Genomic DNA, 26,281 nt, shown 5'->3' on the forward strand with positions numbered 1-26,281 from the left:
AATCGGCATACTGTTTTCTAAAACATGCATTTTGTTTTTCAGTTTTTTGCCGCTTTCGTTAAATATTCAATCTATTAAACGACTATTGCGTAATAGTGAAAATATCAGCGGACTTTTCGCGCTATTTTAGGTATTTTGTTTAGTATATAAAACGAATGGGGTTGTGATGGGGTTATACCCAGGCAGCAGACACCCAGCCTAGCACAGAGATTGTAGCGATGAGTGAAATGTTTGATGTGAATGCGGCGGTGTACCCGTTCCCGCCTAAACCCGTGCCGTTGGATGTTGCGCAGAAGGCGTTTTATCGCGAGAAGATTAAAAGGCTTCTCAAACAGCGCAATGCCGTGATGGTAGCCCATTACTATACCGATCCGGAAATCCAGGCGTTGGCAGAAGAAACGGGGGGCTGCGTGGCAGACTCACTGGAGATGGCTCGTTTTGGCAGTAATCATCCCGCGTCGACCCTGTTGGTTGCCGGAGTTCGTTTTATGGGGGAAACCGCCAAGATCCTCAGTCCGGAAAAGCAGGTGCTGATGCCAACGTTAAATGCGGAGTGCTCCTTGGATCTCGGCTGCCCGGAAGAAGAGTTCCATGCCTTTTGTGATAGCCATCCAGATCGCACCGTGGTGGTCTACGCTAATACCTCAGCGGCAGTAAAAGCACGTGCTGACTGGGTCGTGACGTCCAGTATTGCTGTCGAATTAATTGAGCACCTCGACAGCCTGGGGGAAAAAATTATTTGGGCACCGGATCGTCATCTGGGTAGCTACGTACAAAAGCAGACTGGTGCCGATGTGTTGTGCTGGCAGGGCGCCTGTATCGTCCATGACGAGTTTAAAACCCAAGCGTTGATGCGTATGAAGGCCTTGTACCCAGACGCAGCGATACTGGTGCACCCAGAGTCGCCACAGGCAGTGGTTGATCTCGCAGATGCGGTGGGTTCAACCAGCCAATTAATTCAGGCGGCAAAAAACCTGCCTAACCCGCAGCTGATTGTCGCTACCGATCGCGGTATTTTCTATAAGATGCAACAGGCCTGTCCGGACAAGGAATTATTTGAAGCGCCTACCGCCGGTGAAGGTGCCACCTGCCGCAGCTGCGCACACTGTCCGTGGATGGCGATGAATGGTCTGAAAGCCATCGCCGATGGGCTGGAGCAGGGGGGCGTACTGCACGAGATCCACGTCGATGCTACGTTGCGCCAAAAAGCGCTGATCCCGCTGAATCGAATGCTTGAGTTTGCTGCGCAATTAAAAATGCCGGTGAAAGGGAATGCCTGAGGGCAGATTAACCGCTTAATAAGGATGATAAAATGAGCTTTTTCAGTACCAGCAATATCCTGGTGCATATCCCGTTGGGTGCCGGAGGCTATGATCTGTCATGGATTGAAGCTATTGGTACCCTGTTCGGGTTGCTCTGCATTTGGTATGCCAGCAAAGAGAAGATTATTAACTATCTGTTTGGTTTGATTAACGTCACGTTGTTCGCGGTGATCTTCTTCCAAATTCAGCTCTACGCCAGCCTGCTGCTACAGTTATTCTTCTTTGTTGCCAATATCTACGGCTGGTACGCCTGGAGCCGTCAGACTCAGGATAATCAGGCCGAGCTGAAGATTCGTTGGTTGTCATTGCCGAAGGCGCTGACTTGGGCGGCAGTGTGTGTCATTGGCATAGCCTTGATGACGTTCAACATTGACCGCGTGTTTGCCTGGTTGACGCAAGCTGCGGTGACTGTGATGCAGGGCTTGGGCCTCAGCGTGCAAATGCCGCAGTTGCAGCCGGATGCCTTCCCATTCTGGGATTCGACCATGATGGTACTGTCGATCGTGGCGATGATCCTGATGACACGCAAATACGTGGAAAACTGGTTGTTGTGGGTAGTGATCGACGTGATTAGCGTAGCGATTTTCGCCTACCAGGGCGTCTATGCCATGGCGCTGGAATATGTGATTCTGACGCTGATTGCACTGAACGGCTCTTGGCTATGGATCAGGAGCGCAAGCAGTAACCAATCGCGGCCTTTATCTTCTGCACCATAACAACGCTGGGGCGCCGAATAAGGCGCCCCAGTTGATTCTAGTGATGATGCCCCACGTGTGAATGTGAGTGATCACTTGGCTCTGGCGCCCGGTTAATCCCACAGTCGGGCGTATCACAATGCCGATATTCCATCTGAATGGTCACGTGACCAATCCGATAATGTTCCAGTAAGTAAGCTTGAATGCGATTCAGCAGGCCATCGTGATCGTTCGGTGGTATCACCTGCGCATGCAATGTCATGAGCTTCTGTTCACCAATTTGCCAGACGTGCACATGATGGATATTACGGACTTCCGGAATATTCAGGCATAGGTCTTTTTGCAACTTGTTGATATCCACTTCCTGTGGTGTGCCTTCCAACAGCTCGTGGAAGCTTTCTTTCAACAGTCGCCAGGCGCTGCGTATGACCAGACAGGAGACCAACACCGAGAGTATCGGGTCGATTGGGGTCCAGCCGGTGGTCAGTATCACAATGGCGGCAGCAATGGCACCCACCGAACCCAGTAAATCCCCCAGCACGTGCAATGCCGCGGCGCGGACATTGATATTTTTCTCTTCGCTGCCGCGATGCAGCAGCCAGAAGGCGAACAGGTTAGCCAGCAGCCCCGCTATGGCGATAATCAGCATTGGCGTACCCATTACTGGCTGAGGTTCGAAGAAACGCCGTATGGCCTCCCACAGGATGAATACGACGATCACCAGCAACGCCGCGGCGTTGAGGAAAGCAGCCAGAGTGGTCAGGCGCAGATAACCAAAGGTGTGACGCGCATTGGGTTTGCGTTGCGAGAAGTGTACCGCCATCAACGCGACCAGCAAGGCAGCGGCGTCGGTGAGCATGTGGCCGGCATCTGCTAGCAGAGCCAGTGAACCAGAAATTAATCCACCGGCGACTTCGGCGACCATAAATACCGCAGTGACTAAAAAAGCGGTCAGTAGGCGTTTACTATTACTGTCTTTTGGCTGATGTACATGTGGAGCGTCCGACATTATTCATCCTTATGCATAGCGAAATACGACTTGTCAGTGCTGACCAGATCATCCAGTTCTATCAGTATCTGTTCCACTAACACACTTAATTCAGTATAGGCAGCCTGATTCAATGTTCCTTCACGGCCACTTTCTACCAGGTGTTGGCACAGATTTGCTGCTGTCGGCAATTGCAGCATCAGCAAACTGCCCTTAATTCGATGTGCGCTTTGCCCCAAAGACAGTAAATCTTGATTCTGTACTGCCTGTTCAAGCCGTTGTCGATCTTGTTGCAGCGTTGTCAGTAGGGTGGTCGCCAGGCGTTGGAGCATGGAATGGTCATTGCCAGCCATTTCGGCCAAAGTCTGCTGTAGGTCAGTGAGGACTAACTGCTGCTCTGCGACCTGCGGTTGCTGCGGTAATGCTTGAGCGATAGCCGACAGTGAAATGGGCTTGGTCAAAAACCGATCAATCGCCACCAACCCTGGCGGGATGCGAGTAAATTCCTGCACGTCAGCCGAGCAGAGAATAATTTGGCAGGCCGGAAGATGGTGGCGTAGTTCGTCGCGGCGTATCAGTCGTGCCAGCGTCAGGCCATCCGGACGTGGCATATTGTAATCAATAAACAGCAGGTCAAACGGTTGCCGACGGTGGGCTTTCAGCAATCTATAACCCTGTTCAAATAACGTTGGTTGTAGCCCGAAGTGGCGCAATTGCCGCTCCATCAGCAGTAAGTTGGTGGGATGATCGTCGATCAGTGCCACGCGCAGGGTTGGCGCCGGTAAATTGAACTGTTTGTCGGCCGGGTGGGCCGTTGGATCAACAGTGGCCTGGGCCACTGGCACCGAAACATAAACCTGGGTGCCCACGCCGGGCTGCGAATGTAGCTCAATACGGCCGCCCATTTGCTCGATGATTTCCTTGCAGATAGACAGCCCCAGACCGGTGCCCTGCACGGATACCCGCTGTGCACCGCGTGCCCGGTAAAAGGGTTGGAATAGCTTGTCTATCTCATCGGCGGCAATACCACACCCGCTATCGGCCACCGTCAGACACAACTCGCCCTGTTGCGTAGCGTGTTCGTGCCAACCGATGCTTACCTGAATAGTGCCGCGAGCTGTGAATTTAATCGCATTATTTATCAGGTTGTTAGCTACCTGAAGTAAACGCTCACCATCAATAAGAACAGCGGTGGGTAGGTTGTCGGCTGCGCTCACGCTTAATTTCACCGGGCGTTCGCCAATCAGTGGCTGATACAGGGCGCTGATGTGGTCAATCCAGGGCTGCAACGTCACAGCTTTAGGCACTAATGTCAGTGAGCCGGTTTCCAACCTTGCGTGATCCTGCAAGTCATTGAGTAAGTTGAGTAACGACGACGCTGAACTGTAAATGACCGGCAATCCCTCAGGCGCTGGCTGGCGTTTGAGCTCAAGTTCCAGCAAGCCGAGAATAGCGTGCATTGGGGTACGCAGCTCATGACTGACGGTAGCCAGGAATTTGCTTTTCATGCGGTTCTCAGCTTCAGCATGTCGGCGTGCCTGCTCGAGAACTTCACGTTCGCGCTTTTCACGTCGTTGCAAGATAAAGCGGCGAAGTGTCAGTCCCAGCAACAGCAAAATTGCCGCTGCCAGAAGCGCTAAAAGCCAGGTGGTTTGTGGCTGCATGCGGTTTTCATTCACTGCGTCAATCAGGTTGCTGCGATCGACAATCCATTCATCGCGTAATGATTGCAGTGTTTCTGACGGGATCTGCATCAGATTTTTATCGAGGATAGCTAACAGCAGCGGTTGATCCTGACGTACACCGAATGCCACTGGGTAGGCAATGTTATTGGCGGCGAACGCCAGTTTTATCGCACCAGAATAACGTGATAGGGCGACAAAGTTTGCTGAGATCACGTTATCAACCAGTGCATCTATTTGGCCGTTCGCCAAAGCGTCATACAGGGTTTTGCTGTCGGTAAAACGGATCAGCTCTTCATTGGGGGGAACCAGCCCTTGAGCCAGATCCCCCTGCAACACGCCGATACGTTTGCCGGCCAGATCACCCCAGGTGGAAATGCCGTTGGTGTGTTGACCAATGTAAACCCCCCACAACGAACGGTGGATTGGCATACTGGCGCTGTAGCGCGCCTTCACACCACGCGCTAATGGCAGGGCGGTACGGAAGCTGGCCTGACCGGATTGCACCAGTTGGTCCGCTTGCTCGGCGTTGCGTGCCCAAAGTGGCATAAAGCGCAACCCGGTGTTCTGCGCAATGATATTCAAAATGTCGATCGCGTAACCGCGCGGCTGCCCACCGGCACCGCGGTAGGCGAACGGAAAGTTATTCTCAATGGCGGCGTAATAAACGGTGGGATGGGTTGCCACCCAGTTTTTTTCCATCTGGGTCAGGTCGGCGTTGCCAGTGTCGAGATAGCTGGGGATCTTCTTGCTCCAGCGGCTCTGAATGGCGTTCATAAACTCCATCGGGGTATCGGCGATGGCAAGATTGAGCGTCTCGATCAGCGTCGGGTTGGCGGAAGCAAATACGAATGACAGATTCCCGAGGTTGACGGTACTTTCAATCTGATAAAGCTGGCCGAGCTGTAATTGGTCAATAATAAAACTGGCGCTGGCTTCGTCGGCAATAAAGTAATCGCTGCTGCCGTTGAGCAAGGCATACACCGCCTGCAGGTTATTGTCATAACGCTGCACGTGAGAGGACACCGCTTTCAACGCATTACCGGCCTGCATATCGGTTAGTGTGCTGATTGCCACCCGCGCATTGGCGGAGTTGAGCATCACTTGACGGTCATTGCTGCGATCTCGCAGTACACGTAAATTACTGACGTAATAAGGCTGAGAAACTTTTAGATTATGCAGTGCTTCATTTTGCGGAATGCCGTACACCAGATCGATGGTGCCGTTATGGAGCGCCTGCTCAAGCTGCGCCAGATCGGTAAAGCCGTAAATCTGAAAGTGGATGCCAGTGACCTGCTGAACGTAACCGAGGTAGTCGGCGTTCAGACCGTATAAATCGTCATCCACGATGATGTTATAGGGGCTGGTGTTTTCGCTGATGATACCGATGCGCAGAGTAGCGTCACGCCAGGGGTTTTTCTCACTGGCGATTAGCATATCCGGTGGAATACTCAGGTTGCTGACCAGTTGGTAGCGCACCGGTTGTCCTGCCTGCGCAATATTACCTAAACACAACAACAGAGCTAACAACAACAGAACGCCACGCATCATGGCGTAAGCTCTTTAAATACCGCCACCAGTTCCAGCAGATTACTGGCACCAGTCTTGCGCAAAATATTTTTCTTATGGGTACTGACGGTTTTGTTACTGATGTTCAGCATGTCGGCAATTTGCAGATTGGACAATCCTTTACTAAGCAGCCCAAGAATCTGAAGTTCTTTTGGTGTCAGCAGAGCACCTTCCGCGGGCAGAGTTTCTTCCGCCATTGCGGCGACGGGAAAGCTCAGGGCTCCATCCAGTACAGTTTCAATCGCGTGCACCAACTGGTCGAGCCGGTTGCCCTTATGGACAAAGCCATTAGCACCGGCTGTATAGGCCATACGGGCGTAGATTTCTTCTTCCTGCGCGGTATAGATCAGGATCGGCTGTTGTGGATAGTGACGACGGATTTTTTTCAACAACTGCAGACCATCGACCTGCGGCAGGCCAATATCGAGGATCACCAACGAAAAATCGTGGGTGGCCAGTTGGCTCAGCGCCTGGACATCGTCTTGCACCGCCTGCAGGTGATACGGACGGGACGATTTGATTAGCGCCGCTTCCAGTGCGACATGAACCACCGGGTGGTCATCAACTAATAACAGAGAGGGCATGGTTTGGCTCGAGTAACTGTATCCTGGTAGCTAGCATAACGAAAAAGGAGCCACTGCGCTCCCCTGATGAAACAGCACAATCTACTGTTAATTTGGCCGTTCATTCTGCAGGCGGCAAAGGTGATTTACAGCGCTACCCTCACAGGCTAAATTGGTTGGATCTACGCTCTGCGAAATACCGCCTCTCGATACCGAATGGAAAAGTTATGAATTACCAAAACGACGATTTACGCATTAAAGAAATTAAGGAACTCCTGCCACCAGTGGCCCTGTTAGAAAAGTTTCCGGCTACTGAACGCGCAGCAGAGACGGTGTCAAAGGCACGTAATGCTATTCATCAGATCCTTCGTGGCAGTGACGATCGCCTGCTGGTTGTCATCGGTCCATGCTCGATCCACGATACCAAAGCCGCCAAAGAGTACGCTGGTCGCCTGCTGGCGTTGCGCCAGGAACTGAGCGGCGAGCTGGAAGTGGTGATGCGCGTTTATTTTGAGAAACCGCGTACTACCGTGGGCTGGAAAGGGCTGATCAACGATCCACAAATGGACAACAGCTTCCAAATCAACGATGGCCTGCGTTTGGCACGCAAGTTGTTGCTGGATATCAACGATAGTGGCCTTCCGGCGGCTGGCGAATTCCTCGACATGATCACGCCACAGTATCTGGCGGATCTGATGAGCTGGGGCGCAATCGGCGCACGTACTACGGAATCTCAGGTACACCGTGAGCTGTCTTCCGGTTTGTCATGCCCAGTCGGTTTCAAAAACGGCACCGACGGCACCATCAAGGTGGCGATTGATGCCATCAACGCCGCCAGCGCACCGCACTGTTTCCTGTCGGTGACCAAATGGGGCCACTCGGCCATTGTGAATACCAGCGGTAACGGCGATTGTCACATCATTCTGCGCGGCGGCAAAGAGCCGAACTACAGCGCTTCGCATGTGAAAGAAGTTAAAGAAGGTCTGGTCAAAGCGGGTCTGCCTGCACAGGTGATGATCGACTTCAGCCACGCCAACAGCAGCAAGCAGTTCAAAAAGCAGCTGGAAGTGAACGCAGACGTCTGCCAACAGATTGCCGGCGGTGAAAAGGCGATTATGGGCGTGATGATCGAAAGCCATCTGGTGGAAGGTAATCAGAACCTGGAAAGCGGCGAGCCGCTGGTCTACGGCAAGAGCGTCACCGACGCCTGCATCGGCTGGTCAGATACCGAGACCGTTCTGCGCGAACTGGCAGTAGCCGTGAAAGCACGCCGAGCCTAATATCCCCCATCGTCTTTCAAGCCGCTCGCTCATCCCCAGTTACTTACTCAAGTAAGCGCCTGGGGATGAGCGAGCGGGTCGCCTAGCTGCAACTTGAAAGCCATAGGGGATAGGATGGGTAGTTTCTTAATAAAAAAAAGCCCCCGGCCAAAACCGGGGGCTTTTTAGATCAACGGGCGAAAATTACTTCGCTTTACCCTGGTTTGCCACGGCGGCCGCTTTAGCAGCGATCTCGTCGGCATTGCCCAGATAGTAACGTTTGATTGGCTTGAAGTTCTCGTCAAACTCATATACCAACGGCACGCCGGTTGGGATGTTCAGTTCGAGGATCTCGTCTTCGCTCAGGTTATCCAGGTATTTCACCAGTGCACGCAGGGAGTTGCCGTGAGCAGCAACGATAACGCGCTCACCGCTTTTGATACGTGGCAGGATTTCTTCATCCCAGTAAGGGATCACGCGATCGATGGTCAGCGCCAGGCTTTCGGTCAGCGGCAGCTCTTTTTCGGTCAGCGCGGAATAACGTGGGTCGTGGCCCGGGTAGCGCTCGTCATCTTTGGTCAGCTCTGGTGGGGTTACGGCAAAACCGCGACGCCATTGCTTAACCTGCTCATCACCGTATTTTTCTGCGGTTTCAGCCTTGTTCAGACCCTGCAGCGCACCGTAGTGACGCTCGTTCAGTTTCCAGGATTTTTCAGTCGGCAGCCAAGCCTGATCCAATTCGTCCAGAATGTTCCACAGGGTGTGGATTGCACGCTTCAGTACGGAGGTGTAAGCAAAGTCAAAGGAGAAACCTTCATCTTTCAACAGCTTGCCTGCTGCTTTTGCTTCGGTGCGGCCTTTGTCTGACAAATCAACATCATACCAACCGGTGAAGCGGTTTTCGTTGTTCCACTGGCTTTCGCCGTGACGCACCAGAACCAGCTTAGTTACAGCCATAGCTTAACTCCTTAATAATCTGACATTTCAATGATAACGAAAATCATTATATTGCCGCGGCCGGTGGCTCGGCAATCGATAGTGTTTAACCATAGCCAATTTCTTGCCGCAAAGTAAGTGCTGTGCTGAGGAAAAGCTGAATCGATCAGGCGGGCGCAGAAAGGGAAGGCAGCACGGCTAAAGGGAATTCAGCCGTGCCGAAGGATCAGGGGAATCAGGCCGATTTTTTCAGGCAATTGCTCATGAAGGTTTTACGTTCATCGCCTTTCAGACTTTTGGTCTTGGCGTCGGCGTTACAGGTTTTCATTTTCTGCTGCTGCGGGGTCAAGGTTTTGGTCGCAGTGGTGCCTTCGGATTTCAGGCAGGTACTCATAAAGGTGGAGCGGTCTGCACCTTTCAGCGTTTTGCTAGAGGCCTGTTGATTACAATCGGTCATGCGTTTCTGTTGTGCAGCCTGCGCCGGGGACGGCGTTTTTGTTGCAGTTTCGGCAGCCATCAGGTTTGAGCTCAGCAGTAAACCTGCCAGTAATGGAAGTGCAGTAATCAGACGCATAGGTGTTCCTTCAGCTATTGACCGGCCGGGGTGGCCGAAAATTGTGACCTTGCACAAGGTGTTGTGCTTATCACCGTAGCCTGATTCTAGTGCTCACTTTGGAATAAGGAAAGGCGGCCACCTGTGGGGCGGAAGGGTAAAAAGGTAAGCATTTATAACAAACGGCCCCTCGCCGCATAGCAAGGGGCGTAGCGGGTCAGATAGGATAAAACTGATAATGGGTGGCGCTTTGATAATGTTGCCCTGGTTGCAGCCAGCAATCGGGTTGTGGCCATTCTGGATGGTGCGGGCTGTCCGGCAAGAACTCGCTTTCAAGGGCGACACCAGCGTAATTGGCGTAGCTGCCACCATCACGTGCGGGGGTACCGCCCAGATAATTGCCACTGTAGAGCTGTAAAGCCGGCGCGGTGGTGAATACACTCATTTTCACCTGGCCATCGGCCGACCACAGGTGGGCTGCTGGGCTGTCCAACGCAGCACATGTACGGTGCAACAGGAAGGCGTGATCGTAGCCTTTTACACGTTGCTGGTCGCGATCGTGCAGAAAATCCTGCAGCAGCGTTTTCGGGCGACGGAAATCCATGCCGCTGCCTTCTACCGGCGTAAGAGCCGCACTGGGGATCCCATCACTGTCGACCGGTAGATAGCGATCGGCAAACAGTTGCAACCGCTGGTGGCGCGCATCAGTGCCCGCACCGTCCAGGTTGAAGTAGGCGTGATTGGTCAAGTTGACGGGACAGGCACGATCGGTTTGCGCCTGATAACTGATTTCCAGACGATTATCGGCAGTAAGTTGATAGCACACCTCGACATCGAGGTTACCGGGAAAACCCTGGTCACCGTCTGGCGAATGCAGTGAGTAGCTTACCTGGTGCGCGTTCTGCTGAATAATGTGCCATCTGCGGGCGTTGAAACCTTCTGGCCCGCCGTGTAACTGGTGTTCCCCTTGATTGGCATCCAGAGGATGTCGTTTGCCATCAATCTGCAGACTCGCGGTAGCGATACGGTTAGCGTAGCGCCCGACGGTAGCACCCAGATAGGCTGCTTGCAGCAGATAGTCAGCCGGTGTTTGGCAACCCAGCAGCAGTTCACGTGTTTTGCCTGATTTCAGCGGAAGGACGGCTGAAAGCCAGGTAGCGCCCCAATCCATCAGGGTTACCGTCATTCCGGCGGCGTTTTTCAACTGGGTTAACTGGTAGGGCTGGCCATCTGGAGCCAGCGCCCGGTTGTCGCTCAGCATGTGCCAGCCCCTTCGGATGCTTTGCAAACGTAGAAGGTTTCTTTCAGCCCATTGGTCTGTAATGGATATTCACGGGCTACCGCTTCGCGTACTGGCGCGACTAACGCCTGCGGCATCAGGGCTACAATGCAACCGCCAAAGCCGCCACCCGTCATACGCACACCACCTTGCTCACCGATAACGGCTTTGACAATGTCTACCAATCGGTCGATTGGTGGTACGGTAATTTCAAAATCATCGCGCATAGAGGCGTGTGACTCCGCCATCAATCGGCCCATCAACCTCATATCACCAGCAGCTAACGCATCAGCGGCGGCCAGCGTACGATCGTTTTCGCTGATCACGTGACGTGCTCGTTTGGCGACGATCGGATCCAGCTCATGTTGGATCGAGAAAAAAAGATCTGGGCTGACATCGCGTAGCGCTTTGACACCAAAGAAGCGCGCTGCCGCTTCACACTGTTGGCGTCGGGTGTTGTATTCGCTGTCCACCAGGCCGCGTTTTACATTGGAGTTGATGATGACTACGGCAATATCTTCTGGCACCGATACTGCCCGAGTTGCCAATGAGCGGCAGTCGATCAACAAGGCATGGTCTTTCTCACCGAGTGCGGAAATCAACTGATCCATAATCCCGCAGTTGCAGCCGACGAACTGGTTTTCTGCTTCCTGGCCATTCAGTGCCAGGGCCACGCCATCCAACGGTAGCTGATACAGTGCCTGCATCGCTTGGCCCACGGCAACTTCCAGCGAGGCAGAAGAACTGAGGCCGGCACCCTGTGGCACGTTGCCGGAAATCACCAGGTCGGCACCGCCAAAATCAGCGTTACGTTGTTGCAGGTGCTTGATCACGCCCCGTACATAGTCGGACCAACGCTGGTTTGGGTGACTTACGATCGGGCTGTCGAGCGAGAACTGATCCTGTTGGTTGTCGTAATCGGCGGCGATGACCCGGATCTGACGATCATTACGTTTGGCGCAGGCGATCACTGTCTGATAATCAATGGCGCACGGCAGCACAAAACCGTCGTTATAGTCAGTGTGTTCGCCGATCAGATTCACCCGGCCAGGGGCCTGAATAGTCAGCTCGGGAGCGTAACCAAAACGTTCGCTGAACAGGGCGTGGGTAATATTTTTCAAACTCATGATTGGGCTCCGGCTTCACGGTAATGAATATCGCTAACAGCGCGCAGACGCTCTGCGGCCTGTTCTGCAGTCAGATCACGCTGGGTTTCCGCCAGCATTTCGTAACCCACCATAAATTTACGCACCGTAGCGGAACGCAGTAGCGGTGGATAAAAATGGGCATGCAATTGCCAGTGGCGGTTATCCGCATCATTGAACGGCGCGCCGTGCCAGCCCATGGAATAAGGGAAGGAGCACTGGAACAGGTTGTCGTAGCGGCTGGTGAGCTTTTTCAGTGCCACGGCCAGATCGAGACTCTGTGCGGTGCTGAGGTCGGTAATACGCTGCACGCTATGCTTCGGCAGCAGCAATGTTTCAAACGGCCAGGCGGCCCAGTATGGCACCACAGCCAGCCAATGTTCGGTTTCCACTACGGTACGGCTGCCGTCAGCCAGTTCACGTTGAACGTAGTCCAGCAGCATTGAGGATTGGTGTTGTTGGAAATACGCGCGCTGGAGACGATCTTCATGCTCGACCTCGTTTGGCAGAAAACTGTTGGCCCAAACTTGTCCATGTGGGTGTGGATTGGAACACCCCATAGCCGCGCCTTTATTTTCAAATACCTGCACCCACGGATAGCTGCGCCCCAGATCGGCAGTCTGTTCCTGCCAGGTTGCGATTACGCATTCCAGCGCTGGAAGCGTCAGCTCCGGCAGGGTTTTGCTGTGATCGGGGGAAAAGCAAATCACCCGGCTGGTTCCACGTGCGCTCTGGCAGCGCATCAAAGGATCTACGCTTTCCGGTGCCAGAGGGGTGTCAGTCATCAATGCGGCAAAGTCATTGGTGAACACATAGGTGTTCTGATAATCCGGGTTTTTATCGCCGGTGACACGGGTATTACCTGGGCAAAGGAAGCAGTTCGGATCGTGCTGCGGCAGTGTTTCTTGCTGCGTGGCTTCCTGCTGGCCCTGCCAAGGCCGCTTAGCCCGGTGTGGCGAGACGAGTACCCATTGTCCAGTCAGTGGGTTATAGCGGCGATGGGGATGATCGATTGGGTTAAAATCCGTCATGACGGTTCCTTTTTCTTGGTCGATGCGGCTAGGTGTAATCGCTTTCATCTACCGCTAACGCCCCAGTAATGCATATAAATGGATAACTATGGGCAAAAAGATAGCACGTCTTTCGGAGTGAAAAGGTGATCTAGCGCGAAAAATGGAATCGCTTACACTAAGTGTAACAGCAAGAAATAGCGATGGTGCAGTCTGGGTATATCAAGAGGGAAGGAATAATCCGTGCTTGAGTGATAGCGTTTTCACCAGGATGGCCGGCAGGCAGGCGCCTACCGGCTCAAGCGTCAGGAATGTTGGTAGAGCGGGTAAGTGAACAGCAACAAATGTGTCAGATTAAGCCCAAAGTGGAACAAAATAGGCACCCACAAGCGACCGCTCCACATCCACGCCAGACCGTAAATCAACCCAGCCAGTGTAGCGAAAGCCACCATCAACATACCGCCAGCCAGATGTGCAGCACCAAAAATCAGGGCTGCGATAACCAGCGCCGGCCAGGCACCCAACCATTGGCTAAGACGTTGTTGCAAATAGCCGCGGAATAATGCCTCTTCGGCCATGCAGACAAAAAACAGGTTAGCCATGACGAAAGGCAGGATAAACCAAGGAATATGTAATTCAAACTTAAGGCCACCGAGTGCCACTGCCAGTACTAGCAAGGCAGGGATGCTGATGAGCAACATAACCCAGGCTGACAAGCCAACGTTCTTTTCTGGTTTATCGCGTTTAAATAATGTAGGTAGACAGGCGAATAACAAGAAGGGGACCAGCGCCTTGTCGAAGTTGTAATACATGGTTAACGGCGCGCTTAGCGGGCCAGCCTTATCACCATCCACAGCTTTGAAATTGTTAATGCCGGGGATCAAGTGTAAAAACAGTGCAATAGAGCTGGCGACCAATAAAATCTCCAGTAGCAGGGCAAGTGGACGTTTGTCACGGTAATAATGTCGCAGCCCTGCAAGAGCAACGATGCCCAATAAGCATGCCAGGCTGAGCGGAGTAAGTACCCCGTGGTACATCCCCATCCCTGCCGATGCGGCCAAAATTAACCAGGCAATCAGCCGGTTAAATGGCAAAAAGAATAACGAAGCAGCCAATACGCCCCACATAACTATGTCCCTTTAAAATATGTACACGGCGCTCAGTGCCTTTGCGGCGTGTGATCATGGCGGAATTGAGCGCTAATTCGGATAGTAACACAGTGAAGTTACAGTAAAGGTCGGGGCAGTGGCGTAAATAATGCCATTAACCTTTCATCCAGGCTGACGACCGGGTAATTTCTGCCAGATTTTGCAAAATGTCCAGACTCTGCTGGTGCATGTCAAAAGTAGGCGCAGCGCACAAATCCTGCAAAACCGTGACCTGAAAACCAACATCGTGTGCCTGCCTGGCGGTACTTTCGATTGCCAGTGGAGTACTGACGCCGCCCAGCAACAAATGATGGCAGTGATGTTCCTGCAGCCAGGCTAACAAATTGTTACCGGCAAAGGCGGAAACGCCGTGTTTTTCAAACTCAATATCTGCCGGTAGCACCTGCAAGTCCTTATCCCACTGGCAACCAGGGCTACTCAAACGCAGCGCACCTATCTGTTTCAGGTGGTTGAACAAAGGAGAATGGGCGGGAATATCATGATAGTCGTCGGCAAAACCGACTCGCACCCAAATTACCGGAATTTTACGCACACGAGCGTAAGCCGCAGCGGCATTGGTGTTGGCGACCAGATTTTGTGCCACTGCCTGTTCACGGCAATGATTCACACGGCCTTTGGGGCCAATCAGATCGTCGATAAGATCGATAATAATCAGTGCGGCGGACATAGTGTCTCCAGAAACGAATCCTTTACCCCTTATGATAAAAGGCCAAATGTGATGTGTTACGGAGGAAGTGTTGCCGGATATGTCATCGGATGAGTGGCCTTGCCACCCATCCGTATCATCATCGGGGTCAGGCTAACGCATCAAGCTGATAGCGATATCCTTCGTTGTCAGGAACAAAGCTCAGTCGGTGAGTAATGCTCTGCGGTGCGTCTTCGGCATGGTGAGAAACAAACAGCAACTGAGTGTTACCTTGGCCGATCAACACGTCGATAAAACGGCGAACCAGCTGGCGATTGAGCGGATCTAACCCTTGCAGTGGTTCATCGAGGATCAGCAACGTCGGGTGCTTGACCAATGCGCGGGCGATCAAGGCTAGTCGCTGTTGTCCCCAGGACAAGCTATGAAACGGGGCGTCTCCATTCAATCCCAGCAGGGCCAACCATTGGTCGGCCAACTGCCGTTGGCGATCGGACACCGCCTGATAAATGCCAATCGAATCGAAGAAACCGGACAGGATCACGTTACGGACGTTGGTGCTGACACGGTAGTCCAGGTGCAGGCTGCTGCTGACGTAACCGATATGGCGTTTGATATCCCAGATGGTTTCCCCGCTACCACGACGGCGACCGAATAGCGTGAGATCGTTACTGTAGCCTTGAGGATGATCGCCAGTGATCAGGCTGAGCAGGGTGGATTTACCAGCACCGTTTGGGCCAACGATCTGCCAGTGTTCATTGGGGTTAACCTGCCAGTCGAGATGATTGAGAATAGGTCGATCGTTGTAGCTGACAATCCCGTCGCGCAGGACAATTAACGGTTGGTCCGCCGGTAACGTGGTTGTTTGCGCTGGATCTTCCGTCTCTGGTAGTGCCAGACCATCAAGGTTTTCACTGTGCGCCAATTGTGCGACCAACGCGTCGGCCATCACCTGCTCACGTGTCCCTTGGTTTGCCAATGTGCAGTCTGCCAATACGCCAACATGGCGGATAAAGTCGGGCACTTCGTCAAAGCGATTGAGCACCAGCACCAAAGTATAACCATGTCCAGAGAGGTCGCTCAGCAGCGCAGCCAGTTGGGCGCGCGAATTCACATCTAGCCCGTCAAAAGGCTCATCGAGGATAAGCAAGTCGGGTTGCGGCATCAGCGCCCGACACAGCAAGGTTTTGCGTGTTTCGCCGGTAGAAAGGTATTTGAAGCGACGCGACAGCAACGGGGTAATGCCAAACTGTTCTGCCAGTTGGGCACAGCGCGTAGAATTCTTGACGTCTTCCTGAATGATTTCAGCCACAGTGCGGCCAGTGTCTTCTTCACCGGGGCTGAGCAGGTCGGTATTGTTGCGTTGCCATTCGTCGCTGACCAACTTTTGTAACTGTTCGAAAGAAATGCGTACCGCGTGGCTAAAGTCACTACGGCGTTCGCCGCTCAGCAATATCAATTCATCGGCCAGTGCACGTGCCAGCGCAGATTTGCCGCTACCGTTGGCGCCGACAAAGGCCCAACTGTCGCCAGCCTGAATATTCAGGATATCCAGCATTAAGGTGCGGGTATCGCTTAAGCGAAATGACCCTTGCGAAATGTGCAACGACGACATCACCTGTTCCTTTTTATGCAATTATTTTGTTTAGAAATAGGCGCATTGCAAGGTGATGTCAATCGGCAAAAATGCAACGTAACGTTGCGTTTAACACAACGTGGCTACGATCACCCGGTCTGCGTTAAACAAGGCGTATACCGTGCTGCCTGGACGTAATTTAAGTTGTTGCAGCTCAGGGTTGGCCACGGTGGCACACAGGGTTTCACCGCCCGTCAGCGTTACCAGTACTTCGCTGTGATCGGTGCCGGGCTGAATACTGGCGACCACACCTGCCAGGGAGTTGTCTGCGGCACCCGCCAACGCGGGATCGGTATTCAGCTTTACCCAAGGGGCCTTAATCAATGCCAGCACTTCTTTACCGGGTGAGAGTTGCAGTCTATCGGCACTCTGTTGGGTAATCGCCGCACTGAGACGGGTTTTGCCGTCGTTAAGTAAAATATCGAGGTGTTGTTGTACTTGCTGGTGATCGCGTTCGATAACCGTGCCAAAGAACTGGTTACGCGCACTGGTTTGCAGCGAAAAACGTGAGATTGCTGCCAAAAGACTGTCGAGCGGCAGGTTGTCTTGTTGCAGCACATCGAAGGCTTTTTGCTGGATCTGTCCCAAGAGGTCGTAAAGCTGGATCAGCCGCTCGCCGTAATGGGTCACCTGCGCGCCACCGCCGCCTTTACCCCCTGTCGCACGCTCAACCACAGTCTGTTCTGCCAACTGGTTCATGTCGTTAATCGCATCCCAGGCGCTTTTATAGCTGATACCTGCCAGCTTAGCGCCCTGGCTAATGGAACCTGTGTGTCGGACCTGTTTAAGCAGCGCGATACGGCGTGGATCGGCGAACAGTTTTTGCTGGAGTTTTAGAGTAAGAAGAATTTCGGCCTGCATAACGCGTCCTGTCGGCTGCAAAAGTCTTATTGTCGCTGATTTAGCAGCAAAGCGCCAAAGGATGGATCGTTGGTTGTCGTGGAGGAGTGCACAAGGACAATAAAACTGGTGATTGATATTTGATATGTTATAACATAACTAAAAATATAAAGATGGCCTCAGGCCTCGCCACGTTTTTATTTCACCACAGGGATGCTGTAAATGAGTGCTGCACGCAGGCGTTTCGTCACGCCAGGAAAATCACTTTGTTGTCTGATTACCACTTTGTTTTTTCTCTTGTCGGATACCGCTCTGGCCGCCGTCAACGACTGTGACAAAGCGGACAAGTCACTGCGCTGTGAAGACAGTGTTACCGTAGAAGCATCAACTGCGCCTCAAAGCACATACGGTTCATTAGACGCAGTCACACAGGCGGCTTCACGTTTGGGGCTGACCAGCCAGGAAACGCCACGCAGTGTGGACGTTATCAACCGGCAGGCTATTGAGCAGCGTGGAGACCAAACACTGGCTGATGTGGTCGAACACGCGACCGGTATGTCTGGCGTGGCTTCACCTACGCTGAGTAATAACTTTTCGCTACGTGGTTTTAGGCCGGTCTCTTGGTTGTATAACGGTGTCGAAACGCCTGGCAGTACGATCCAGTTGGCGGATCCCTCCCACTACGACAGTGTTGAGGTTCTGCGCGGCCCTGGCTCAGTGCTAAATGGGCTGAGTGCTGCTGGCGGTAGCGTCAATTTGGTTTCGCGCCAGCCAACGTTTAGTCGCCAGCCTGTTGAGCTTGACTACGGTTTGTCTAGCTACAACAGTCAGCGTCTGCATATTGGTGCTGGCGGTGCGCTTTTGGACGATGTGGCGGCTTATCGTCTGGATATCAGCGGCAGCGACAACGGTACCAACGTCCAATATGAACGCGATAAACAGAAACGAGTGTCTGGTGCCTTACTGTTTAAACTGACAGAAAATGCCCTGCTCACGCTAAGTTTGGACCGTATGCTGAACCGTACTACCAATCCTTACTACGGCACACCGCTGGTGGACGGACGCATTGCCCGCGAACTGCGCGATATCAACTACAACAACCTGACTGACAGTCGGATCCAGAGCAATGCCACTTCGTTCCAGGCCAGTTTGGACTGGTTCACCACGCCGGAAATCGAACTGCATAACCAGTTCTATTACTACAGCGGTTTTCGTGAGTGGCACAATGTAGAACGTTTTCGTACGTCGGCCGCAACCCAACCTGGCTATGTTAATCGCGATTCTTTCGGGGCGTTGGCCCATGATGATGATCTAATTGGCAACCGCAGTTCACTGGTGTTTGATCGGCCGCTGGGTGGTTTTGATAACCGGTTGGTGGTCGGTGTTGATGTGAGCAAACGCCGCTTCCAGTACTACTCTAACGGCTTTCCCGGTTCTGAGGACGTTTCGCTGCTGGCTCCGGTCAGAGAAGATTTCTCGCAGGGAACCGACCGTCAGCGTTCCCCCGTTCGTCACGTCACGCAAAACCAGTACGCGGGATTTTTGGAAGACCATTTCAGTCTGACTGAGCGCTTAACCTTGCTGGGGCAACTGCGTTACAACCATATGCTGATGGATTGGCATTTCCAAAGCCCACAAGAGGAAACCCATAAGCACACCTACGTGTTTAGCGTCTGGAGCCTGGGGCCCAGTTATGCGTTAACCGATAATCTTAATGTCTACGCTAACTACACCACGGGTCAGGAACCCGGCACCGATCTGTTCTTTTTAAGCCCGACACAAACCGGTTTGCCGCTAACCCGGACGCGCCAATGGGAAATGGGTGCCAAGGGCCAGTTTTGGGAAAATAAGGGGGAAGCCACACTGGCGTTGTACGAGCTGCGTAAGGACAACTTATTTGTGCCCAATGCACAGCAGCCGGATACCTTGAATGCTGTCGGTCGACAGACTTCGCGCGGTGTTGAGTTAAGTGTAATGCTGCGACCAAGCTGGCAATGGGAACTGGCTGCCAATGCGGCCTATACACACGCCCGCTACGATGAATACCGTGGCGGTAGCCCGTTGCGTAGCTATAACGGCAATCGTCCGGCTTACATTCCTGACTGGACCGCCAATCTTACTGCGCGTTACAAGCCGACGGAGTCACTGGGGCTAACTTCATCGCTGCGCTATGTTGGGAGCAGTTATAACGACGATGCCAACCAGCGCAAAATGCCGGCCTACACCACGCTCGATCTGGCAGCAGACTATCAACTAACCCCGATCGTTAACCTAGGCGTTCGTATCAGAAATGCCACCAACCAACTGTATGCCTACCAGCGTACTTACCCGGATCAGGTGCTGATTGCGCCGTCGCGTACCTATGAAAGCTTTATTTCGGTGAGGTTCTGATAGCGCCATGCCGTCGATAATCCGCCTGTTGTGCGCACTTGGGGTGGTGATTAGCACATTGGTGCAGGCTAAGCCTGTGACGTTGAGCAACTGTGGCCAACAATACCGTTACCCGGTGGTGCCTGAACGCGTACTGGTGTACGCGAATCCTGCGCTGGAAAATATGCTGGCTCTGGGACTCGTGGCGCGTGTTGTTGGCATTATTGGCTATGACTACGCGCAGGATACTGTGCCTTCTTCTGCGTCAGCAGGATGGGATAAGGTCCTGAGTAAGCTGTCAGCCACCGCACCGCCAGCGGCGGAGCCCTTGCTGTTATTGAATCCGGATTTTATCTACTCGGCCAGCTACTACTGGCTCAATAGCCCGGAAACCCCTAATCGCGAACGGCTAACAGAGTGGGGGATCGCGACGTATCTCTCGCCCAATGTCTGTCGGGGACAGCAAAGCACGGTAAACTCAGTAGCGAGCTTCGACGGCATTTTTGCCGAGCTGAGAGATATTGCTCGCATTTTTAACGTCTCGCGCCACGCCGAAACGTTAATCCAGCATCAGCAAGCTCAGCTGCGAGAATTCAGGCTACAGGCGGCATCACTTCCTCATCAGCGATTGCTTTGGTGGTATGCCGGTACCCAAACCCCTTATGTGGCAGGCTGCTGCGGTGCACCGTCGCTGCTAACCCAGCAGGTTGGCAGCGAAAATCTATTTGCTGATCTACCAGCACTTTGGCCTACCGTCTCTTGGGAAACCATCGCGGCCCGTGATCCTGATGTGATTGTGCTTGGCGATTTGCCCCGCGGCGGCCTCGGCGACAGTGCCAAAGACAAAATCCATTTTTTAGAACATCACCCGCTAACGGCAACCCTGCGTGCCGTACGGCAAAAGCACTACGTCATCTTGCCCGGTTATGACCTGGATCCCTCGGTCCGTACGGTCCCGGCTTTGCATCGTTTAATCATGGGCCTGCAGCAACAGGTCTCACCATTGCCCATTCCCAATAAGGAACCCTGATATGTCCTCCTTTTCATTCTCTTCACTGCTGGCCTCGTGGGATCAACAACAAGGTGCCTACATCGCCGAGCGGGAAGCGCGTTTCAATGCACAACTGGATGTACTGGAACTCTCGGCAGGTCAGGATTTTCATGTGCTGGATCTGGCCTGTGGGCCTGGCTCACTCAGCTTACGTATCCTTCAGCGCTTCCCGAAAGCCAAGGTAACGGCAATGGATCTTGATCCGTTATTGCTGGCAATTGCCCGTGGCGCCTTGGCGGAATACGGCGATCGGATCCGTATCCTTCAGGCCGATCTCGCCGATCCTGACTGCTTTTCATTGCTGAGTGGCCCCGCACCGCAGGCGGCAGTTTCCAGTACCGCACTGCATTGGCTAATGCCGGAGCAATTGGGGGTTTTGTATCGCAACATTGCTGAATTATTGCCCGACGGTGGCGTGTTTTTGAATGCTGATCACCAGCGTTTTGATCATCGGCACCCGCGCATTAAGGCGTTCGCGAAGCAACACGATGACCAGACGCAACAACGGGCCTGGCAAAACGGTGTCGAAGACTGGGATCAGTGGTTTGCCAACGTGCAGCAATTGCCGGAATTGGCGCAATATCGGCAACAGAGGGAAAGCCTGTTCGCCGGGCGACCAGTACCTCCTGCAGCAGCATTGGACTTTCACGTCGCCAGTTTGATACAGGCCGGTTTTAAAGAGGCAGGGCCGGTCTGGCAATTGCTGGATGACTACGTGATTGCAGGCTGGAAATAGCATGGATGGGTCCGTACGTCGCCGTTTCACTCGCCTACCGCGATGCTCTGGGGGCTGCTGGTTGTTAATGCTCACCCTCGCGTTGCCGCTGTTTTTACTGGGTGCGTCGTTGTATGGACCGGCCCCTATATCGCTGCAGGATGCATGGCATATTTTATCTGACCCCGGTGCTGTTAATGCCTCCGGAAACACGGAGGTTTACCAACGGATAATCTGGTCGCTGAGAATGCCAAGAGCTTTGCTGGCTGCGGTAGCTGGCGCCGGATTGGCATTGGCCGGCACTCTCCTGCAATCACTGACACGCAACCCACTGGCCGATCCTTGGGTATTGGGGATCTCTTCCGGTGCAGGTGTGGGCGCGGTTCTTGTGCTTGTTTTGGGCATTGGCGGGGGGCTGTTGTCGGTGCCAGGTGGGGCATTTATCGGTGCGGCCGGAGCGTTTGCGCTGGTTTTACTGCTCGCCGGGCGTTCTCTGCATGCTGAGTCATCGTTGTTTATTCTGGCTGGCGTCGCTGTTACACAGCTGCTTTCAGCTTTGACTTCGCTAATTACCCTGTGGCAGGCGGACGCCAATGCCACTCGTGGCGTAATGTTTTGGCTACTGGGTTCTTTCAGTGATGCGCGTTGGCCGCAGGTCGGCCTGATCACGTTGCTGCTGGTGGCGGCGTTATTAATTTGCTGGATGAGGGCAGGGGAGCTGGATGCTCTGGCTTTTGGTGGCCTGACCGCAGCCTCTTTGGGGGTGGCGGTGGTACCACTGAAGCTGCTGCTGTATGTCACTACTATGGCGCTGACCGCGGTGATTGTTGCGTTCAGCGGTGCAGTGGGGTTTATCGGACTGACAGTGCCCCATGTCGCCAGGCTGCTGGTTGGGCCACGCCACCGGTTGTTACTGCCAGCCAGTGCATTGTGCGGTGCGCTGTTTGCCGTTGCAGCAGATACGTTGGCCAGAACCTTGTTTGCGCCTCGTGAGTTACCGGTTGGAGTACTGACTGCGTTGTTAGGCGTCCCGGTGTTTCTGGCATTGTTATATCGGAAAATAAACGCATGAGGGTTGAACGCGAAGTATCCGGGTTGCGTGCTGAACATTTAGGGTGGTCAACGCCGGAAAATTCAGTGCTAAACAACCTCAGTTTTCAGGTCCGCCCCGGTGAAGTTACTGGTGTGCTCGGCGTTAACGGGAGTGGAAAATCCACGCTACTCAAACTATTGGCGGGGTTGCTTCCGCCCAGCCGAGGGCGAATTTATCTGCAGGAGACGGATATTGCTACGTTGAAGGGGCACGAGCGGGCGAAACGGATGACTTTCCTCGAACAGTCCGGACCCAGTGCGTTTGCCATACCGGTAAAAGACGTGGTGTTGCTTGGGCGCTTGGTCTATGCCAGCCGTTGGGTGGGATTTAGTGCAGAAGATTATCGCATTGCCGGACAGGCTATGGAGCAAGTGGGAATTTCATCGCTTGCCGAGCGAGAATGGCATCAGTTGTCAGGCGGCGAGCAGCAGCGTGTCCATCTGGCACGCGCATTGGCACAGCAAACGCCGTGGCTGCTGCTGGATGAACCCGCTAATCATCTTGATATTGCCCACCAACATCAGTTTATGGCTTTGCTGCGACGTTTGGGCATCAGCGTGGTGGTGTCTCTGCACGATCTGAATTTAGCGGCCTGTTACTGTGACCGACTGATGTTGTTAAAAGAGGGCGGTTTGCATGCTTTTGGCCCACCGCCGCAGGTGCTGATACCTGAGACGATTAGCGTCGTGTATGGTGTAAACGCCCGTTTGGCATCGGTTAGCGATTATGCTGCACCGCTGATCTATTATCCTGCCCAATAACGTCTATTGGGTGTCGGAATTCCGCATTGCTGCACAAATGGCACGTTTGGCCGGTTACAAATTTTATACAGCCTTTAAAATAACCACGTTTTACTGTGTATTTTGGTTTAAAGTAAAGCTTACGTGGCGGTGTTCATTACCGCTCAATGGGCAGTTAAGTGAGGCTACCATGTTGGAATTATTGGAAAGTTTGCTGTTCGCCGTCGTGATGGTACCGATTGTGATGGCTATCATTCTCGGTTTGATCTACGGTTTGGGTGAGGTGTTCAACATCTTCTCCAAAGTGGGCCATTCTAAAGAGAATCGCACCTAGCACCACCCCTTCCCTATACCCGTCGGCACCGTTCGGCGGGTGTTTCTCAAGTTATGTCCCACTCTGCCGATAAACCGCATGACAAGCTTCTGCGCGACGTTATATTATTTTTTATATAACGAAGAGTGATAATGCACGTTAACTTGCGGAGAAAACAATGAAACAGCAATGGACTAAGTGGGTCGGCGGTATCGTATTGGCATCCGGTATGGTCATGCAGGCGTCTGCGGCAGAAAAAATTACCGTTTTTGCAGCAGCATCGCTGACTAACGCGCTGCAGGACATCGCAACTCAATATCAGAAAGGCAAGGATGTCCAGGTGGTGTCTTCATTCGCCTCTTCCTCCACGTTGGCACGTCAGATTGAGCAGGGCGCTCCCGCTGATTTGTTTATCTCCGCCGATCAGCAGTGGATGGATTATGCCATCGACAAACAGCAGATGGTTAAAGACACGCGCTATACCCTGTTGGGTAACGAATTGGTGCTGATCGCAGCTAAAGACACCAAACAGGCTAAAATTACACTCGATAAACAGACTGATTGGACAAAACTGCTCAATGGCGGCCGTCTGTCGGTGGGCGATCCGGATCACGTACCGGCCGGTATCTATGCCAAGGAAGCATTGCAAAACCTCGGTGCCTGGACTGCATTGGAACCTAAGCTGGCACGCGCCAACAACGTACGTAGCGCTATGGCGTTAGTGGAACGTGGTGAAGCGCCACTGGGCATTGTGTATGGTTCAGACGCGGTAGCCAGTGATAAAGTCAGCGTTGTGGCCATCTTCCCAGAAGACAGCCATAAACCGGTTGAATACCCGATGGCGATTGTTAAAGGCCATCAAACACCCGCTGTTAGCGCGTTCTACAGCTACCTGAAGGGCCCAGAAGCGGCCGCTATTTTCAAACATTATGGATTCTCCCCGCGTAAATGATGTTGAGTGAGTACGAATGGCAGGCGGTAGAACTGAGCCTGAAAGTGTCCGCCCTGGCGGTAGTATGTAGCTTACCCTTCGGCATTCTGATGGCTTGGGTGTTGGTACGCTGCCGTTTCCCCGGCAAGTCACTGCTGGACAGTATTATTCATCTGCCGTTGGTGCTACCGCCTGTGGTGGTCGGCTATTTATTGCTGATCGCCATGGGGCGGCGCGGCGTGATTGGCGAATGGCTGTATGACTGGTTTGGTCTCAGTTTCAGCTTTAGTTGGCGTGGCGCTGCCTTGGCTTCTGCTGTGGTGGCATTTCCGCTCATGGTACGCGCTATTCGGTTAGCGCTGGAAGCGGTGGATACCCGTTTAGAGCAGGCGGCCCGTACGCTTGGTGCTAACCCGTGGCGAGTGTTTTTCACCATCACGTTGCCATTGTCGTTACCCGGAGTCATTGTTGGTGTGGTGTTGGCTTTTGCTCGCTCATTGGGTGAGTTCGGTGCCACCATTACCTTTGTTTCCAATATTCCTGGTGAAACGCGCACCATCCCGCTGGCGATGTATACCCTGATAGAAACACCGGGGGCAGAAGCCGCCGCCGCACGCTTGTGTGTGATTGCTATTGTGTTGTCACTGGTTTCACTGATGGTTTCCGAGTGGCTAGTCCGCTGGGGTCGCAAACGGATGGGCGTGTAAATGCTGGAACTGGACTTTTCCCAACGCCTTGGCGATCTGAACCTCAATGTCCGCGCCGATCTGCCTGCCCAGGGGATTACTGCCATCTTTGGTTTATCTGGCGCCGGTAAAACCTCATTAATTAACGCCGTCGGTGGTCTGACTCGTCTGCAACAGGGGCGTATTGTGCTCAATGGTCGCACACTGGTGGATACCGACCGGGGCCTTTGTCTTCCACCAGAAAAACGCCGTATTGGCTATGTGTTCCAGGACGCGCGTCTATTCCCGCATTACCGGGTGCGCGGCAACCTGCAATACGGCATGGCCGCCGGCATGCGCAAACAGTTCGACAGCATTGTTGAGCTATTGGGGATCGGTCCGCTGCTCAATCGCCTGCCGTTGACGCTGTCAGGGGGTGAGAAACAGCGAGTGGCGATTGGCCGCGCTTTGCTGACTGCACCAGAACTGTTGTTGATGGATGAACCGTTGGCGTCACTGGATCTACCCCGTAAGCGCGAGTTGCTACCCTATTTGGAGCGGCTGGCACAGGATGTCAATATCCCCATCCTCTACGTTAGCCATAGCATGGATGAAATTCTGCAGTTGGCGGAGCAGGTGATGGTGTTGGATAACGGCCAGGTAAGGGCATTCGGTGGGCTGGAGGAGGTGTGGGCCAGCAGTGCATTGCGTCCGTGGTTACAGCGCGAAGATCAGAGCAGCGTGTTGCGTGTCAGTGTGATCGAACATCACACGCGCTATGCGATGACTGCGTTGGCATTAGGTGATCAACGTCTATGGGTCAGCGGCGTTGATGCGGCACTGGGGGCTCAACTGCGTATACGCATTAATGCCGCCGATGTTTCGTTGGTATTACAACCGCCGGTCAACAGCAGTATTCGCAACGTTTTGCCAGCCAAGGTGACCGAGTGCCTGGAGGTAAATGGGCAGGTAGAGGTGAAACTGGCAGTAGGGGAAAGCGTACTGTGGGCGCGGATTACACCGTGGGCACGAGACGAACTGGCGATCAGGCCAGGACAGTGGTTGTATGCACAGGTCAAAAGCGTGTCGATCAGCCGCGAAGCACGCTGAATAA

24 protein-coding genes are annotated in these 26,281 nt (G+C 53.3%); 12 read left to right on the forward strand and 12 right to left on the reverse strand.

Annotated features, from left to right (window positions below; genetic code table 11):
• The first annotated feature begins 218 nt into the window (after positions 1-218).
• Positions 219-1,280, forward strand: a complete 1,062-nt coding sequence (gene nadA, locus SGBXF1_RS06135; RefSeq protein ID WP_037421321.1) for a quinolinate synthase NadA — start codon at positions 219-221, stop codon at positions 1,278-1,280.
• A gap of 32 nt (positions 1,281-1,312) precedes the next feature.
• Positions 1,313-2,038 carry a nicotinamide riboside transporter PnuC gene (pnuC, locus tag SGBXF1_RS06140; protein ID WP_061806899.1) on the forward strand — a complete coding sequence of 242 codons (726 nt, stop codon included), beginning with the start codon at positions 1,313-1,315 and terminating at the stop codon, positions 2,036-2,038.
• A 37-nt stretch (positions 2,039-2,075) separates the two neighbouring features.
• On the opposite strand, the gene zitB is transcribed toward pnuC, so the two are convergent.
• Genes zitB through SGBXF1_RS06155 form a run of 3 tightly spaced genes read right to left on the reverse strand, consistent with a single transcriptional unit; the run spans position 2,076 to position 6,840 of the window.
• Complete coding sequence (gene zitB / locus SGBXF1_RS06145) at positions 2,076-3,026, reverse strand: CDF family zinc transporter ZitB (RefSeq protein WP_037421327.1); 951 nt, start codon at positions 3,024-3,026, stop codon at positions 2,076-2,078.
• A complete protein-coding gene (locus SGBXF1_RS06150) occupies positions 3,026-6,238 on the reverse strand; it encodes an ATP-binding protein (RefSeq protein WP_186427974.1) in 3,213 nt (1,070 codons plus the stop codon). Before SGBXF1_RS06150 ends, zitB begins: the two co-directional genes overlap by 1 nt.
• Positions 6,235-6,840 (reverse strand): response regulator transcription factor, encoded by a 606-nt coding sequence (locus SGBXF1_RS06155; RefSeq protein ID WP_130379599.1) that lies wholly within the window; start codon positions 6,838-6,840, stop codon positions 6,235-6,237. Before SGBXF1_RS06155 ends, SGBXF1_RS06150 begins: the two co-directional genes overlap by 4 nt.
• Positions 6,841-7,046: 206 nt before the next feature.
• Here SGBXF1_RS06155 and aroG point away from each other — a divergent pair, with 206 nt between their 5' ends.
• On the forward strand, positions 7,047-8,099 hold the full coding sequence (gene aroG / locus SGBXF1_RS06160; RefSeq protein ID WP_186427975.1) for a 3-deoxy-7-phosphoheptulonate synthase AroG: 1,053 nt from the start codon (positions 7,047-7,049) through the stop codon (positions 8,097-8,099).
• Between the two features lie 183 nt (positions 8,100-8,282).
• Here the strand turns inward: aroG and gpmA are convergent, their stop codons facing one another.
• The 9 genes from gpmA to modE form a co-directional block, all read right to left on the reverse strand.
• Positions 8,283-9,035 (reverse strand): 2,3-diphosphoglycerate-dependent phosphoglycerate mutase, encoded by a 753-nt coding sequence (gene gpmA, locus SGBXF1_RS06165; protein ID WP_004941818.1) that lies wholly within the window; start codon positions 9,033-9,035, stop codon positions 8,283-8,285.
• A 214-nt stretch (positions 9,036-9,249) separates the two neighbouring features.
• Positions 9,250-9,588: a PsiF family protein gene (locus SGBXF1_RS06170; RefSeq protein ID WP_037421338.1), complete on the reverse strand. Its 339-nt coding sequence runs from the start codon at positions 9,586-9,588 to the stop codon at positions 9,250-9,252.
• 196 nt (positions 9,589-9,784) lie between these two features.
• Positions 9,785-10,828 (reverse strand): galactose-1-epimerase, encoded by a 1,044-nt coding sequence (gene galM / locus SGBXF1_RS06175; RefSeq protein WP_186427976.1) that lies wholly within the window; start codon positions 10,826-10,828, stop codon positions 9,785-9,787.
• Entirely contained in the window at positions 10,822-11,973 is a 1,152-nt protein-coding gene (gene galK / locus SGBXF1_RS06180; RefSeq protein ID WP_186427977.1) for a galactokinase, read from the reverse strand. Before galK ends, galM begins: the two co-directional genes overlap by 7 nt.
• Entirely contained in the window at positions 11,970-13,022 is a 1,053-nt protein-coding gene (galT, locus tag SGBXF1_RS06185; protein ID WP_186427978.1) for a galactose-1-phosphate uridylyltransferase, read from the reverse strand. Before galT ends, galK begins: the two co-directional genes overlap by 4 nt.
• A 284-nt stretch (positions 13,023-13,306) precedes the next feature.
• On the reverse strand, positions 13,307-14,128 hold the full coding sequence (locus SGBXF1_RS06190) for a CPBP family intramembrane glutamic endopeptidase (RefSeq protein WP_186427979.1): 822 nt from the start codon (positions 14,126-14,128) through the stop codon (positions 13,307-13,309).
• A 136-nt stretch (positions 14,129-14,264) separates the two neighbouring features.
• The gene (locus tag SGBXF1_RS06195; RefSeq protein ID WP_037421354.1) at positions 14,265-14,837 is read right to left on the reverse strand and encodes a cysteine hydrolase family protein; all 573 of its coding nucleotides are present in this window, start codon (positions 14,835-14,837) and stop codon (positions 14,265-14,267) included.
• 127 nt (positions 14,838-14,964) lie between these two features.
• Entirely contained in the window at positions 14,965-16,428 is a 1,464-nt protein-coding gene (gene modF / locus SGBXF1_RS06200) for a molybdate ABC transporter ATP-binding protein ModF (protein ID WP_186427980.1), read from the reverse strand.
• A gap of 90 nt (positions 16,429-16,518) precedes the next feature.
• On the reverse strand, positions 16,519-17,310 hold the full coding sequence (modE, locus tag SGBXF1_RS06205) for a molybdenum-dependent transcriptional regulator (RefSeq protein ID WP_037421361.1): 792 nt from the start codon (positions 17,308-17,310) through the stop codon (positions 16,519-16,521).
• A gap of 201 nt (positions 17,311-17,511) precedes the next feature.
• Between modE and SGBXF1_RS06210 the strand changes: the two genes are divergently transcribed.
• The 9 genes from SGBXF1_RS06210 (at position 17,512) to modC (ending at position 26,277) form a co-directional block, all read left to right on the forward strand.
• Positions 17,512-19,680, forward strand: coding sequence for a TonB-dependent siderophore receptor (locus tag SGBXF1_RS06210; RefSeq protein ID WP_186427981.1), 2,169 nt, complete (start codon positions 17,512-17,514; stop codon positions 19,678-19,680).
• 7 nt (positions 19,681-19,687) lie between these two features.
• On the forward strand, positions 19,688-20,689 hold the full coding sequence (locus SGBXF1_RS06215) for an ABC transporter substrate-binding protein (protein ID WP_186427982.1): 1,002 nt from the start codon (positions 19,688-19,690) through the stop codon (positions 20,687-20,689).
• Between the two features lies 1 nt (position 20,690).
• Positions 20,691-21,446 (forward strand): class I SAM-dependent methyltransferase, encoded by a 756-nt coding sequence (locus SGBXF1_RS06220; protein WP_037421365.1) that lies wholly within the window; start codon positions 20,691-20,693, stop codon positions 21,444-21,446.
• A gap of 1 nt (position 21,447) precedes the next feature.
• Positions 21,448-22,497, forward strand: a complete 1,050-nt coding sequence (locus SGBXF1_RS06225) for a FecCD family ABC transporter permease (protein WP_061806907.1) — start codon at positions 21,448-21,450, stop codon at positions 22,495-22,497.
• Positions 22,494-23,279 carry an ABC transporter ATP-binding protein gene (locus SGBXF1_RS06230; protein ID WP_186427983.1) on the forward strand — a complete coding sequence of 262 codons (786 nt, stop codon included), beginning with the start codon at positions 22,494-22,496 and terminating at the stop codon, positions 23,277-23,279. Before SGBXF1_RS06225 ends, SGBXF1_RS06230 begins: the two co-directional genes overlap by 4 nt.
• A 169-nt stretch (positions 23,280-23,448) precedes the next feature.
• On the forward strand, positions 23,449-23,592 hold the full coding sequence (locus tag SGBXF1_RS06235; protein WP_037421566.1) for an AcrZ family multidrug efflux pump-associated protein: 144 nt from the start codon (positions 23,449-23,451) through the stop codon (positions 23,590-23,592).
• 157 nt (positions 23,593-23,749) lie between these two features.
• Positions 23,750-24,523, forward strand: coding sequence for a molybdate ABC transporter substrate-binding protein (gene modA, locus SGBXF1_RS06240; protein ID WP_061806909.1), 774 nt, complete (start codon positions 23,750-23,752; stop codon positions 24,521-24,523).
• The gene (modB, locus tag SGBXF1_RS06245) at positions 24,520-25,209 is read left to right on the forward strand and encodes a molybdate ABC transporter permease subunit (protein WP_186427984.1); all 690 of its coding nucleotides are present in this window, start codon (positions 24,520-24,522) and stop codon (positions 25,207-25,209) included. Before modA ends, modB begins: the two co-directional genes overlap by 4 nt.
• A complete protein-coding gene (gene modC / locus SGBXF1_RS06250; RefSeq protein WP_061806910.1) occupies positions 25,210-26,277 on the forward strand; it encodes a molybdenum ABC transporter ATP-binding protein ModC in 1,068 nt (355 codons plus the stop codon). It abuts the gene before it with no gap.
• Positions 26,278-26,281 lie beyond the last annotated feature (4 nt).

Source organism: Serratia grimesii, assembly GCF_900186025.1.
GTDB classification, from domain to species: Bacteria; Pseudomonadota; Gammaproteobacteria; order Enterobacterales; family Enterobacteriaceae; genus Serratia; species Serratia grimesii.

Coding starts and splice junctions, on each gene's coding strand:
- aroG (WP_186427975.1), top strand. CDS start 7,047: ATGAATTACCAAAACGACGATTTACGCATTAAAGAAATTAAGGAACTC.
- galT (WP_186427978.1), bottom strand. CDS start 13,022: ATGACGGATTTTAACCCAATCGATCATCCCCATCGCCGCTATAACCCA.
- SGBXF1_RS06210 (WP_186427981.1), top strand. CDS start 17,512: ATGAGTGCTGCACGCAGGCGTTTCGTCACGCCAGGAAAATCACTTTGT.
- SGBXF1_RS06155 (WP_130379599.1), bottom strand. CDS start 6,840: ATGCCCTCTCTGTTATTAGTTGATGACCACCCGGTGGTTCATGTCGCA.
- pnuC (WP_061806899.1), top strand. CDS start 1,313: ATGAGCTTTTTCAGTACCAGCAATATCCTGGTGCATATCCCGTTGGGT.
- SGBXF1_RS06225 (WP_061806907.1), top strand. CDS start 21,448: ATGGATGGGTCCGTACGTCGCCGTTTCACTCGCCTACCGCGATGCTCT.
- SGBXF1_RS06220 (WP_037421365.1), top strand. CDS start 20,691: ATGTCCTCCTTTTCATTCTCTTCACTGCTGGCCTCGTGGGATCAACAA.
- SGBXF1_RS06215 (WP_186427982.1), top strand. CDS start 19,688: ATGCCGTCGATAATCCGCCTGTTGTGCGCACTTGGGGTGGTGATTAGC.
- modA (WP_061806909.1), top strand. CDS start 23,750: ATGAAACAGCAATGGACTAAGTGGGTCGGCGGTATCGTATTGGCATCC.
- gpmA (WP_004941818.1), bottom strand. CDS start 9,035: ATGGCTGTAACTAAGCTGGTTCTGGTGCGTCACGGCGAAAGCCAGTGG.
- galK (WP_186427977.1), bottom strand. CDS start 11,973: ATGAGTTTGAAAAATATTACCCACGCCCTGTTCAGCGAACGTTTTGGT.
- SGBXF1_RS06170 (WP_037421338.1), bottom strand. CDS start 9,588: ATGCGTCTGATTACTGCACTTCCATTACTGGCAGGTTTACTGCTGAGC.
- SGBXF1_RS06195 (WP_037421354.1), bottom strand. CDS start 14,837: ATGTCCGCCGCACTGATTATTATCGATCTTATCGACGATCTGATTGGC.
- modB (WP_186427984.1), top strand. CDS start 24,520: ATGATGTTGAGTGAGTACGAATGGCAGGCGGTAGAACTGAGCCTGAAA.
- zitB (WP_037421327.1), bottom strand. CDS start 3,026: ATGTCGGACGCTCCACATGTACATCAGCCAAAAGACAGTAATAGTAAA.
- SGBXF1_RS06190 (WP_186427979.1), bottom strand. CDS start 14,128: ATGTGGGGCGTATTGGCTGCTTCGTTATTCTTTTTGCCATTTAACCGG.
- SGBXF1_RS06150 (WP_186427974.1), bottom strand. CDS start 6,238: ATGATGCGTGGCGTTCTGTTGTTGTTAGCTCTGTTGTTGTGTTTAGGT.
- modF (WP_186427980.1), bottom strand. CDS start 16,428: ATGTCGTCGTTGCACATTTCGCAAGGGTCATTTCGCTTAAGCGATACC.
- galM (WP_186427976.1), bottom strand. CDS start 10,828: ATGCTGAGCGACAACCGGGCGCTGGCTCCAGATGGCCAGCCCTACCAG.
- modC (WP_061806910.1), top strand. CDS start 25,210: ATGCTGGAACTGGACTTTTCCCAACGCCTTGGCGATCTGAACCTCAAT.
- nadA (WP_037421321.1), top strand. CDS start 219: ATGAGTGAAATGTTTGATGTGAATGCGGCGGTGTACCCGTTCCCGCCT.
- modE (WP_037421361.1), bottom strand. CDS start 17,310: ATGCAGGCCGAAATTCTTCTTACTCTAAAACTCCAGCAAAAACTGTTC.
- SGBXF1_RS06235 (WP_037421566.1), top strand. CDS start 23,449: ATGTTGGAATTATTGGAAAGTTTGCTGTTCGCCGTCGTGATGGTACCG.
- SGBXF1_RS06230 (WP_186427983.1), top strand. CDS start 22,494: ATGAGGGTTGAACGCGAAGTATCCGGGTTGCGTGCTGAACATTTAGGG.